This is a genomic window from Lysinibacillus fusiformis (assembly GCF_002845985.1).
Taxonomy (GTDB): Bacteria; Bacillota; Bacilli; order Bacillales_A; family Planococcaceae; genus Lysinibacillus; species Lysinibacillus fusiformis_D.
In genome coordinates this window covers 480,962-494,064 of the sequence record NZ_PDFK01000001.1, presented here as the reverse complement: position 1 = coordinate 494,064, position 13,103 = coordinate 480,962, and the positions used below count along the sequence as shown (strand labels likewise).

The 13,103-nt window shown below is 38.3% G+C and carries 13 protein-coding genes; all 13 read left to right on the top strand.

Annotated elements, in window-relative coordinates; translation table 11 throughout:
- The first annotated feature begins 2 nt into the window (after positions 1-2).
- On the top strand, positions 3-719 hold the full coding sequence (locus CRI88_RS02580; RefSeq protein WP_089932015.1) for a YveK family protein: 717 nt from the start codon (positions 3-5) through the stop codon (positions 717-719).
- Positions 719-1,417, top strand: coding sequence for a CpsD/CapB family tyrosine-protein kinase (locus tag CRI88_RS02575; protein WP_036121265.1), 699 nt, complete (start codon positions 719-721; stop codon positions 1,415-1,417). Before CRI88_RS02580 ends, CRI88_RS02575 begins: the two co-directional genes overlap by 1 nt.
- A gap of 15 nt (positions 1,418-1,432) precedes the next feature.
- On the top strand, positions 1,433-2,512 hold the full coding sequence (locus CRI88_RS02570) for a glycosyltransferase (protein ID WP_230593792.1): 1,080 nt from the start codon (positions 1,433-1,435) through the stop codon (positions 2,510-2,512).
- Positions 2,469-3,668: a glycosyltransferase gene (locus tag CRI88_RS02565; RefSeq protein WP_257982868.1), complete on the top strand. Its 1,200-nt coding sequence runs from the start codon at positions 2,469-2,471 to the stop codon at positions 3,666-3,668. The genes CRI88_RS02570 and CRI88_RS02565 overlap by 44 nt, the downstream gene beginning before the upstream one ends.
- A 19-nt stretch (positions 3,669-3,687) precedes the next feature.
- Entirely contained in the window at positions 3,688-5,217 is a 1,530-nt protein-coding gene (locus tag CRI88_RS02560) for an oligosaccharide flippase family protein (protein ID WP_089932019.1), read from the top strand.
- The gene (locus CRI88_RS02555; RefSeq protein WP_257982867.1) at positions 5,199-6,209 is read left to right on the top strand and encodes a glycosyltransferase family 2 protein; all 1,011 of its coding nucleotides are present in this window, start codon (positions 5,199-5,201) and stop codon (positions 6,207-6,209) included. Before CRI88_RS02560 ends, CRI88_RS02555 begins: the two co-directional genes overlap by 19 nt.
- 405 nt (positions 6,210-6,614) lie before the next feature.
- Positions 6,615-7,412, top strand: a complete 798-nt coding sequence (locus CRI88_RS02550; RefSeq protein WP_058843922.1) for a TIGR00282 family metallophosphoesterase — start codon at positions 6,615-6,617, stop codon at positions 7,410-7,412.
- Positions 7,413-7,590: 178 nt separating this feature from the next.
- Positions 7,591-7,857 carry a stage V sporulation protein S gene (locus CRI88_RS02545; protein WP_004224903.1) on the top strand — a complete coding sequence of 89 codons (267 nt, stop codon included), beginning with the start codon at positions 7,591-7,593 and terminating at the stop codon, positions 7,855-7,857.
- 262 nt (positions 7,858-8,119) lie between these two features.
- The gene (locus tag CRI88_RS02540; RefSeq protein WP_101966390.1) at positions 8,120-9,859 is read left to right on the top strand and encodes a 2-oxoacid:acceptor oxidoreductase subunit alpha; all 1,740 of its coding nucleotides are present in this window, start codon (positions 8,120-8,122) and stop codon (positions 9,857-9,859) included.
- Entirely contained in the window at positions 9,859-10,725 is an 867-nt protein-coding gene (locus CRI88_RS02535; RefSeq protein ID WP_058843921.1) for a 2-oxoacid:ferredoxin oxidoreductase subunit beta, read from the top strand. The genes CRI88_RS02540 and CRI88_RS02535 overlap by 1 nt, the downstream gene beginning before the upstream one ends.
- A 171-nt stretch (positions 10,726-10,896) precedes the next feature.
- Entirely contained in the window at positions 10,897-11,604 is a 708-nt protein-coding gene (locus CRI88_RS02530) for a lantibiotic protection ABC transporter ATP-binding protein (RefSeq protein ID WP_036121278.1), read from the top strand.
- Position 11,605: 1 nt separating this feature from the next.
- On the top strand, positions 11,606-12,334 hold the full coding sequence (locus CRI88_RS02525; protein ID WP_101966389.1) for a lantibiotic immunity ABC transporter MutE/EpiE family permease subunit: 729 nt from the start codon (positions 11,606-11,608) through the stop codon (positions 12,332-12,334).
- A 3-nt stretch (positions 12,335-12,337) separates the two neighbouring features.
- Positions 12,338-13,093: a lantibiotic immunity ABC transporter MutG family permease subunit gene (locus tag CRI88_RS02520; protein ID WP_101966388.1), complete on the top strand. Its 756-nt coding sequence runs from the start codon at positions 12,338-12,340 to the stop codon at positions 13,091-13,093.
- Positions 13,094-13,103 lie beyond the last annotated feature (10 nt).

Below are 13,103 nucleotides of genomic sequence, written 5' to 3'. Positions count from 1 at the left end.
TTGTGAATGAAGAAATGACAATACAAAGTCTCATAAAAGTATTGCTAAAACGCTGGTTCTTCATCCTCATGCTCATGCTTCTATCTATGGGCATCGCTATATTGATAAGTTATTATATTCAAACGCCGATATATGAAGCGGAAACGCAATTATTGGTCAATCAAAAAAGCTATGAAAATCAGCAACTAGTAGGTGCACAAAATGTTGATACGGATCTGCGACTCATTAATACGTACAATGTGATTATTAAAAGTCCTGTTATTTTAGCGAAGGTTATTGATGTACTGTCACTTGATACGACACCAGATGAATTAATGAAGCAAATAGAGGTTTCAAGCGCCAATAATTCCCAGGTGGTGAATATTCGCGTACAGGATAAAAATGAAGAGAATGCAGTGAAAATCGCCAATTCAATTGCAGAAGTGTTTAAAGAGGAAATTCCTGTCTTGATGCATGTAGACAATATTAATATTCTTTTTGTTGCCCAAAGCAGTGAGCAGCCAGTACCAGTAAAGCCAAATAAAATGCTGAATCTTATTATAGCTGCTATTTGCGGCTTCGCTTTGGCTATTGTGTTAGCGTATTTTTTAGAAACGATTGATAGGACCATTAAAACAGAGCAAGATATCGAGGAGATTTTATCATTACCAGTGATTGGGGTCGTCAGTAATATCGAATTACAGACGAGAAAAAAACTGAGGGTCAGGGGGCCATCCTAATGTTTTTTAAGAGAAAAACAAAGAAAATACCAATGGCTCGAAAGCTGATCACCGTTTCCGATATGTCGTCGATTCCATCAGAGCAATATCGAACAATTCGCGCAAATATTAAGTTTTCACAGCCTAATCGAGATGTGAAGACGATTTTAGTAACCTCTTCCATTGCTGGCGAGGGAAAATCTACAAATGCGGCGAATATTGGTGTGGTATTTTCGCAAGAGGGTAAAAGCGTGCTGATTGTAGATGCTGATATGCGTAAACCTACTTTGCACCATACGTTCTATCTAGACAATATTTTAGGGCTTTCCTCAGTATTATCACGGCAATCTGCACTACAAGAGGTGATTCAAGAAACTTTCGTCGAAGGAGTAGATATCATTTCGAGTGGGCCAATTCCTCCCAATCCGACAGAGTTATTAGCTTCAGAAACGATGACCTCCCTCCTGGCTGAAGTGAAAAATATATACGATATCATTATTTTGGACGCACCACCGTTACTTTTTTTATCGGACGCACAAATTTTATCGAATAAATGTGATGGCACCCTTTTAATTGTCAATACAGGGGCGGTTGGGCAAGCAGACGTTATCAAATCGAAGTCAATCTTAACAGTTTCTAAGGCTAATATTTTAGGTGTTATCTTGAATAACTATAAGATCAAGGGCAATACGTACGAGCATTATTATGGCAAAGAATAAGGATGGAAAATAGCTTTGAAAAAAATTTTGCATATTATTCCAACAACAGATTTCGGCGGTATTACATCGATGGTTGTCGACATTTGGACGAATACGAATAAATCAATGTACCATTTTGATTTTCTATCGTTTAATAAAGGGCAATACCATGAGACATTAGTTCAACAGGGCTCCAAGATATTTTACGAAACATACATTACCCAGCAAGGACCACTTGCTTATATGAGGAAACTTTATCGAATCCTAAAGCAGCAACAATATGACGCAGTTCACGATCATACAGGCTATCGAGCGATCTTTACATTGCTGGCAGCTCGTTTAGCGGGTGTTCAATGCCGTGTTTTACACAGCCATACGAATGTTGCTGAGGAGTGGAACAATAAGATTATGTTAGCATTGTTGAAAAGACTAAGTGTTTACAATGCAACGAAATTGGTGGCATGTAGTCAAAAGGCGGGGGAATTTTGCTTTAGTAAAAGGCCTTTTGAAGTAATAGCAAACCCAATTGAACTTCAAAAAGTAAAATGTATATCATTTGAAGAGAGAAAAAAATGGAGAGAAGAACTAGGGATAAAAGATGATGAATTAGTGTTAGGGCATATTGGACGCTTTGTACCAGTGAAAAATCATTCTTTTTTAATTGAACTCTCCGTCTATTTAAAACAGCGGGGTATCCCTTTTCAACTATTTTTGATAGGGGATGGGCCTTTAGAGCAAGAAATTCACCAGCTCGTCCAACAAAAAAATGTAGAGGACTGTGTACGATTTTTAGGACAGCGTGCAGATATACTCACGCTCCTTCAACTCTTTGATAAATTTCTCCTGCCATCACACTTTGAGGGCTTTGGGATTGTCCTTTTAGAGGCACAAGTTTGCGGGACACCTGCTATTGTTTCTTCCTCTTTACCGAGAGAAGTAGATTTACATATTGGTTTAGTGCATTATCTAGATCTACATGGAGAGATTGATAGTTGGCTTCAGGCCATTGTAACTCAGAATGGTCAAGTGGATCACCAAATGATTCATGACCATATCAAAATGAAAGGACTTGATGCACAAGCGATTGCAAGCAAATTGTGCACGCTCTACATATAACGAAACTACATCAAAGGATGAGACTATTCAAAAGAAGATTAAAATTATGCATATCATCACGACCATTGGCCTTGGTGGAGCAGAGGCCATGCTTTATCGTCTCTTAGAAAACATGGATCGGGATAGTTATGAGGTAGAAGTCATCTGTTTAACGGAGATGGGAACGTATGGTGAGTTAATAAAAAAGCAATTAAATATTAAGGTAACGATATGCGATCTGCGTAGCAATCGTGTCAACGCATTTATGAATTGCTATCGTTTATGTCAAGAAAGCGACATTATTCAAACATGGATGTATCATGCTAATTTACTAGGATATATCCTAGCGATATTGCTAAAAAAGAAATTAATTTGGGGAATTCACCATAGTAATCTCAATAAACAAGATAATAAACGCCGGACAATTTTTATTGCCAAGCTTTGTGCAAAATTGTCAAAACGTGTAGATGCTATTATTTCATGTGGACCAAAAGTAAAAGAAATCCATGAAGCGATTGGCTACAGTGGTAAGCAGCATCGTGTCATTGTTAATGGCATCAACACAGATCAATATCAGCCAAGCACGAAGAGGCAATATTTTGTAGAACAATTTGACATCATCAATCAACCCATTTTATTGCATGTTGGCAGATGGGACCCATTAAAGGATTATGAAAATTTGATGGCTAGTGTAAAAAAGCTAAGGCAGCAACGGCAAGATTTTTATTTGTTTTTAGTAGGCTTTGAAATTGATGATGCCAATAGGGATTTACTACAACTGATTGAGTCGGCCCAGTTAGAGGAAGTGACGTTCTTATTAGGCAGTAGAGAGGATATTCCACAATTAATGGCAGCAGCTGATGTATTCGTTTTATCCTCAGTAGGAGAGGGGCTACCGAATGTGCTAGTGGAGGCATTGGCAAGCGGCACATGCTGTGTCACAACGAATGTTGGAGATTGTGCTTATTTGGTCGGGAATAGTGGTGAGGTTGTAGCTGCCAAGGATGCAGAGGCTTTAGCAAGTGGGATTAATACGGCTTTAAATTACAGTTCACGGCAATATGCACAAAAAGCGAACCTTGGTCGTGAACATGTGTTAGCAAATTTTCAAATTCAACAGGTTGTTGCGCAATATCAATCATTATATCCAGCAATTCTAAAGGAAAGTCCATCCTAACTAATAGAAAGGTGTGCTCATGAAAGAAATAAAGATTGGAGCCATTCTTTCTTATATAACAATCGGCTGTACAATGCTCTCTTCACTCATTTTCACACCGATTATGATATCACTCCTTGGTCAGAAAGAATTTGGTCTATATTCCTTAATGATTGTACTTGTAGGTTATCTCTCCATTTTAGATTTGGGGTTAGGTAATGCTATTGTACGCTATATTGCTAGAAATCGAGCAGCAGCAGATCCAACATTAGAAGCAGCATTAAATGGATTTTTTCTGAAATTATTTGTTGGTATCGGCTGTCTTACTTTATTAATAGGATTTTTCTTATTTTCTCATGTGGATATTATTTTTGGGCAAAGCTTATCTGGGGAACAATTAGAAAAGGCTAGGTTAATGGGCTTTATAATGACGATTAGTTTAGCAATGCAATTTCCGCTAGGTGTCTTCACTTCCATCTTACAAGCATATGAAAAATTTATTTTTATTAAATTAACGACATTATTACAGGTGATTGTGCAGCCCCTGACAATGTTGTTTTTTCTTTTACAGGGAACAGATGCGGTGACATTGATCTATATTATTGCTATTTACAACATACTTTTTTTACTGTTAGATGCCATTTATTGCATGAAGGTGCTGTCCATCCAATTCACATTTAGTCTCCAAAATACAACTCTCATAAAGGAAATTTTCATCTATTCATTTTTTATTTTTATTACTGTGATTGTTGATAAAATTTATTGGCAAACAGATCAAGTGTTATTAGGCATATTTAAGGGGACCGAGGATGTTGCCATCTATGCAGTAGCGATTCAAATTGTGTTGATTTTTATGTCACTGGCTTTAGCGATTAGCGGATTGTTTTTACCTCGTATTTCTATGCTAGTGACAAAAGAAGATGGCTTAGTAGAAATAAATCAGCTATTCGTAAAAGTTGGCGCGATTCAATTTTTAGTTGTGGGCTATATATTAGGGGGCTTTTTTCTTTTTGGTCAAGAGTTTCTAGTATTATGGCTAGGTCAAGAGTTTATTGCCATTTATGCGATTGTCCTCATTATTATGGTGCCGTTTAGTATTGATCTCATACAAAATCTAGGTCTTAATGTGTTGAAGGCAAAAAATTTGTTTAAATTTAGAACCATTTTATTAATCATTGTTGCCGTTGCAAATATTTTTGTATCAATACCGGCTATTTACTTTTATGGCAAAATCGGTACCGCGATTGTTACAGCTTGTTCATTATTTATTGGAAATGTAGTGATTATGAATATGTATTACCACAAGAAAATTGGCTTGGATATCTTTAGGTTTTGGCGAACTATTGGCAGGCTAGTACTGGCCTTTGTTGTTGCTATTTGCTGTAGTGAACTTTTATGGGAACTAACAAACCCTTCAGTTACTTGGCTATCTATTAGCCTATCTATTTTTTACTACACGCTACTGGCAGGTATCAGTCTATTTTGTATTGCTTTGACGAAAAAACAAAAATCAAAGTGGCTAGAGCTTTTTCGTAAAGGAGGCGCAATATTTTGGCGTCCAAAATCTTAGTGAGCGTTATTGTACCTGTTTACAATGCTGAGCCCTATTTGGAGAAATGTTTAACAAGCATTTGTCAGCAAACATTAAAGGATATTGAGATAATTGTCATTAATGATGGCAGTGAAGATCAATCATTAACGATCTTACAAAAGTTTGCACAAATTGATGCACGTATGACCATTTTTACGAATGCCAATAGTGGTGTTAGTAAAGCAAGAAATGTTGGAATAGACCATGCCAACGGTCAATATGTTACCTTTGTTGATGCAGATGATTGGCTAGAGCTAACGATGCTTGAAGAATTGTATCAAGCATGTAAGCTGACAGGCTCTGCTATTGCAAAATGTGATTTATTTTGGCAAGCAGCGGAGGGCAGCAGGTCGTTATATTATCCATCCAACAGCTACTGTACTTACAGTGTCATTGATTGTTTACACAAATTATTTACTGAAATAGGGGAAACACATTTTGGTTTTGCCAGCTGTAAATTGTATAAAAAATCCTTTTTAGATTTCCATAGGCTACGGTTTGATGAAGCGATGAGCTTTGCAGAGGATACAGTGTTTCTGACAAGGGCTGTCATACAAAATCAGTCCATCTGTTATGTTCCAAGACAGCTTTATTATTATAATGTGGCGAATGAAAGCTCCTTAACAAAAAAAGCCATGGTCCATTTACGATACAATTATGATGTATTGTATAAAAAGCTTTTGAAGGAATTACAGGATGGCGAGGTTTATGCGGAAGTGAAAAATAGCTTTCTGAATTACCAATTGGAGGGGCTATTGATTATTCTTCATCAAAGTGCTACTGCACAAGAGATGAAGTATGAGATTCAATCCTTTTTAAAGGCTTATCCAGACGTATTAAAGGTTAAGTTAATGAAACGAAAGATGAAACAAATTGTTTTTTTAAAGCTTATCAAAAACAATTGGCTTACACTATCTTCAACACTAATTTATTTAAATGTGAAAAAGCATCAAGTGATTTCGCGTTGTTAGATTGATCTTGATTTAGCCGATGTTTTTTGCAATGAAGACGCCAACTGAAATAGGGAGACACCAAAAGGAGCAATAACGGTGTGACCAATATCATGTTGCTCCAAGGATACTGGCGGAGGTTATTGATATTGAAGAAAGCCTGCACGATGCAGGTCAGTTAATTGTTGTCACAGGTCGTGACGGTCTTAGGTTAACTTCTACTTGTTAGCTCGAAAAAATCTGGAAGCATTGTTTATCTGCGCAAAGGCGAAGTATCAGCGGCAATGACGCCGAGGCGTAATTGATATTTTATTTTGCGTAATCCTCCTCCTAGCGTTACAATTAGTGATGGTATTCAGGTGCGAAGTTAAAGTCTCAGAAGCATAATGATATAGAGGCGTAATGGAAAGAAAGAGTGGTTAAAAAATGAAGGTTTTATTTATTGGCGATATTGTAGGTTCAATTGGTCGAGATGCGGTGGAAAAATATTTACCTCGCTTAAAAAAGAAATATAATCCAGACGTTGTCATTGCCAATGGTGAAAATGCTGCGGCAGGACGTGGCATTACTCATAATATTTATAATAGCCTGCTACAAATAGGTGTAGATGTAATTACAATGGGTAATCACACATGGGACAATAAAGATATTTTCGATTTTATCGATGATGCGGATTATTTAATTCGTCCTGCTAACTTTTCAAGTGAGGCACCTGGTAAAGGTATGGTGCAAATTTCTAAAAACGGTGTGACATTATCTGTCATTAATTTACATGGTCGTGTATTTTTACCTCCTCATGAGGACCCATTCGCAATGGCAGATAAGCTAATTGAGGAAGCCCGTCAAACGTCACCACTTGTTTTCGTAGATTTTCATGCGGAAGCGACTAGTGAAAAGATTGCCCTTGGCTGGCATTTAGATGGCAAGGCTTCTGCGGTTGTGGGGACGCATACACATGTACAAACGGCCGATGCAAGAATTTACCCGAACGGCACAGCCTATATTACGGATGTAGGTATGACAGGTCCATATGATGAGGTTTTAGGCATGACGAAGGATAGTGTCATTTATAAATTCCAAACAAATATGCCATCCCGTTTTGAAGTACCGAAAAAAGGACGAGAGGTTTTAAGTGGTTTCTTTGTAGAGATGGATGATCGAACAGGGAAAGCTACTGCCTGTGAACGCATTTATATAAATGAAGATTATCCGTTTCAAGGATAAATAAGTCGAAGTATGTTGGTTTACGACTCTTTTGCTGTGGATACAGGTTTATTTGTGAAACTAGTCTATTTCCGTTTTGCGGAGCATAAAATGTGCTACGGACAATAACTTGAGGTCCAAAAAGGGGGACATGAGTTGTTGAGCGTAAACACTATTCGCGAAACGGGGAGGAATAATTGTGGATTCATTAAAAGTATCATCACGCTCTAATCCAAATTCAGTTGCAGGTGCATTAGTCGCGGTAATCAGAGAAAAAGGGCAGGCAGAAATGCAAGCAGTTGGGGCAGGTGCACTTAACCAAGCCGTAAAAGCAGTGGCCATTGCACGCGGATTTGTAGCGCCAAGTGGCACAGATTTAATTTGCGCACCGGCGTTTGCCGATATTTTAATTGCTGGTGAAGAACGTACAGCCTTGAAGCTGCTCGTGGAAAAACGTATTCGATAAAAAAGTAATGAACTAAAATGCCTTGTCACATAATAACGTGGCAAGGCATTTTTTCGTTTTCCTGTTTACATATGATACATGTCACTTGAAATAGAGGTGTGATTTTGCTTGGATTTGAAAATTACAACTTTATGAACAGGATTTTCAGTCAAAGGTCTGATTTTCGCCTAAATCGTTGAGAAACAATAGTGCAGAAGGTTTCTTCGTGTTAAACTTATGAAGGAAAAATAATAGTACACATTGGATTTAAGGAGTTGTTGACATGTTACATCAGCTTTCATGGAAAGTCGGTGGGCAACAGGGTGAAGGGATTGAGAGTACAGGTGAAATTTTCTCAATGGCAATGAATCGTCTAGGCTATTTCCTATACGGTTATCGTCACTTCTCTTCTCGAATTAAAGGTGGCCATACGAATAATAAAATTACAGTTCGTCCAACAGAAGTGCGTGCAATTGCGGATGATTTAGATATTTTAGTGGCATTCGATCAGGAAACAATCGATGTCAATTATAAAGAGCTCACAGAAAACGGTGTTATTTTAGCGGATGCAAAATTTGACCCGGTCAAACCAGAAGATTCAAAGGCGCCATTATTTGCTGTTCCATTTACAGAAATAGCAGCAGAGCTTGGTACATCGTTAATGAAAAACATGGTAGCCATCGGAGCAACAGCATCATTGCTTAACCTAGAGGATGCAGTGTTCCAAAATGTTGTTGATGATATTTTTGGGAAAAAGGGCGAAGAGGTCGTTCAAAAAAATATGGAAGCCATTACACGTGGTCGTCAAATTATGAATGAGCTTTTGGGTGAACGTGTAGGCCAATGGGAACTTGCACCTGCAGACGGCAAACGTCGTATGTTTATGATTGGTAACGATGCAGTGGCACTTGGTGCATTAGCTGCTGGGACACGCTTTATGGCAGCATACCCAATTACGCCAGCTTCTGAAATTATGGAATACTTAATTAAGAAGCTACCAAAATTCGGTGGGACAGTTATCCAAACGGAGGATGAGATTGCTGCGGCAACAATGGCAATCGGAGCTAACTTTGGTGGTGTACGTTCCTTTACTGCTTCAGCAGGCCCTGGTCTTTCATTGATGATGGAGGCAATTGGTCTTTCAGGTATGACAGAGCAACCATTAGTAGTAGTAGACACGCAACGTGGGGGCCCTTCAACTGGACTACCAACAAAGCAAGAACAATCGGACTTAATGGCTATGCTTTACGGAACACATGGAGAAATCCCTAAAGTAGTCATTGCGCCTTCAACAATGGAGGAAGCATTTTTTGATACAATCCAAGCATTTAATATTGCAGAGGAATTGCAATTACCAGTTATTTTAATGACAGATTTACAATTGTCTCTAGGGAAACAATCGGTAGAACCGTTTGATTACGATAAAATTGAAATTCGTCGAGGTAAAATTGTGATTGATGACCTTGATGAAGCTGTCGATAAAGCCTACTTCAAACGCTATGAAGATACTGAAGATGGGATTTCACCTCGTGTTTTACCAGGTACATTGCATGGTATTCACCACGTTACAGGTGTTGAACATGATGAAACAGGGAAGCCATCTGAGGCAACGGGCAATCGTCAAACACAAATGGATAAACGCTTCCGTAAATTAGAGAGTTTGAAATTTGATAACCCTGTCTTTGTCAATGCACCACATGAGGAAGCGGATATCTTATTAGTAGGCTTTAACTCAACAAGAGGAGCTATCGAGGAAGTGCAAGAACGACTTAATGCGCAAGGAATGAAAGTGAATCATGCGCATATTCGTTTAATTCACCCATTCCCATCTGAGGAAATGGCACCTCTTGTAGCACAAGCGAAAAAAGTGATCGTTGTAGAAAATAACTATACGGGTCAATTGGCTAATATTATGAAGATGAATATTGGTGGTCACGATAAAATCGCGACAATCACTAAATATAATGGTACGCCATTCTTGCCAGGTGAATTAGAAAATCGTGTGAAGGAGTTGACTCGCTAATGGCAACATTTAAGGATTTTCGTAATACAGTGAAACCAAACTGGTGCCCAGGTTGTGGAGACTTCTCTGTACAAGCAGCTATTCAACGTGCTGCAGCAAATGTCGGAATTGAGCCAAATGAACTTGCTGTAATTTCAGGAATTGGTTGTTCAGGACGTATTTCGGGCTATATTAATTCTTATGGATTCCATGGTATTCATGGTCGTGCACTACCGATTGCACAAGGATTAAAAATGGCCAATCGTGATCTACATGTCATCGCTTCTGGTGGTGATGGTGATGGATTTGCTATCGGTATGGGGCATACAATTCATGCTATCCGTCGTAATATTGATATTACGTATATTGTAATGGATAATCAAATTTATGGTTTAACAAAAGGTCAAACATCGCCACGTTCTGCTGCTGGATTTATTACAAAATCTACACCAGGTGGAGCGATTGAACCATCGTTGAAACCATTAGAGGTAGCATTAACAAGTGGTGCAACATTTGTGGCACAAGGCTTCTCTACTGACATTAAAGAGTTGACAGCTTTAATCGAAGCTGGTATCAACCATAAAGGCTTCTCATTTATCAATGTCTTTTCACCTTGTGTAACGTATAACAAAGTGAACACATACGATTGGTTTAAAGAGAACTTAACAAAACTAGCGGATGTAGAAGGCTATGATCACAATGATCGTGGTATGGCAATGCGTACAGTGATGGAGCATGAGGGCTTAGTAACAGGTGTTATTTATCATGATACGGAAACAACATCGTATCAAGAAAAAGTACCTGGCTACTCAGAGCTACCATTAACAGATATCGATATTAAAATGAGCGAAAATGATTTCAATGATTTAGTAAAAGAATTTATGTAAAAATGATAGAATCAAAGCATTTGGAATGAGGACATTCTAAATGCTTTTTTTATGCTTTAGTAAGGAATCGCGAGTAAAAGCCTAGCTACCGCGAGTATTTGATATTGAATCCTTATAAAATCCTTATAATTGTTTTTTATACTAAGGTCATTGAAAGGATGATGATTAATGATGAAAGATTTAATATTGAAGATAGAAAATCTTAATAAGTCGTTTAAAGGGCAAAAAATTGTGGATAATGTATCGTTAGAAATCCAACGTAATACAGTCTACGGTTTACTTGGACCAAACGGAGCGGGGAAATCCACAACATTAAAAATGATGACAGGTATGTTACGACCAAATGCTGGAAATATCATTTTTAATGGACATACATGGACACGAAATGATTTACAGGACATCGGCGTGTTAATTGAAACACCTCCCCTGTATGACAATTTAACAGCAACGGAAAATTTACAAGTTCGCACGATAGCGTTAGGTCTACCGCAAAGTCGTATTGAAGAAGTATTAAAAATTGTAGATTTAACGAATACAGGAAAAAAACGGGCGGGGCAGTTTTCCTTAGGTATGAAGCAACGATTAGGTATAGCGATTGCGCTGCTAAACAAGCCAAAGCTGTTAATTTTAGATGAACCTACAAATGGACTGGATCCGATTGGTATACAGGAGCTTCGTCAGCTTATTCGCTCATTTCCAGAGCAAGGTATCACCGTTATTTTATCTAGTCATATTTTGTCTGAGGTGGAACAGGTCGTGGATGACATTGGCATTATTGCTGATGGCAAGCTTGGCTATCAGGGACCGGCACCACAAGGTCAGGAATTAGAATCACTGTTTATGCAGGTTGTAGCTACCAATAGAAAGGTAGGTTACTAGCATGATAGCCATAATGAAAGCGGAAAAATTAAAATGGAAACGAACATTTATTGCCAAACTACTTTGGCTTACGCCCCTTGTGACCTTACTGATAAGTGCCGTGCTGATGGGTGGCGTGTATTTTCAAATAGGTGCTTATAACTGGTGGTATACTTTGCTGCTGCCAGGTGCACTGACGATTTGCTGTGCCTTAGTGGTCGAAAAGGATAAAAAAATAAAATACCATAGTATTCTTGCTTTACCACTGGATCTTAAAAAGATTTGGCTAGGAAAAATAGTATCATTAAGCATATGGCTTCTTTTGATTACGATTATTTTCTTTGGGGGAATCACGGCTGGGGGCAGGCTATTCGGTTATAGTTTACCAATAGCGAGCAGTTTACTAAGTACTTTTGTTATTTTCTTGACGTTTTTGTGGCAAATACCTTTATGTCTTTTCCTAGCAGCTAAATTAGGCACCTATTTGACTATCTTACTCAATGTAGTAGCCAATATCTTAGGGATTGTTGCCTTTGCGGATGGGGAACTATGGTATTACTATCCATTTGCAATTGGTGCACGTTTATTATGTTCTACACTTGGCATATTACCAAACGGTCTACCAGTACCACAAGGTAGTCCTTTATTGGATAAAGGCGTTATACTTCCGGGCTTACTGATAGCACTAGTTTGGTTTATGATGATTAGCTTTCTAACTGCGAAGTGGTTCCAAAAAAGGGAGGCGAACTAGCGGATGGACATGTTACGATTATTGAGAGTGGAATGCCTTAAAACAAAACGAACACCTTTTTTGCTGACACATATACTTGTCCCCCTTGCTATTTCTGGGCTATTTCTAGCCTACTACTCCTATTCGCCATGGGATTTTCAAGGAAAAGTAACTGCCTATTTTCAGGGGTTAGCTTGTGGGCTACCGATTATTATAGGATTAGTATGTGCTATGGCATCTGAGCAAGAAGCAAACGCTGGTCGTTTCCAAGGCATGCTAGCTACAACAAACATAAAAATAAAGGCATACATGAGCAAGCTCATCTTATTATTATTGTTTAGCTTTGGAGCCATCTTTCTATCTATAACTATTTTTAGTTTTGGCATTAGAGAATTATTACATGAAGTAGATTTGAGCTATTCATTTTATAGTATGGCTGCTTGTATTCTATTCGGCAGTCATGTGATTTTCTATATGTTACATTTATTTGTAAGCCTCCAATTTGGTAAAGGCGCTTCGATTGGTTTAAGTATTGTAGAAGCGCTGTTGGTCGCCCTATTGCTTACAGGCTTAGGGGATCGTATTTGGCCCTTTTTACCTTATGGATGGAGCGGTCATTTTGTTTCATTATGGATTTTAACATCGATGGGAACCGATTTAACATTGCTCAAAACAAGTATTCAAACTGGCATAATGGCGTGCTTAGGGGGTATCCTATTGACTTTTGCGCTGTCTTGTTTATGGTTTTGGAGATGGGAAGGTAGAGCATCTGAAAATTAGAGGGTGAATT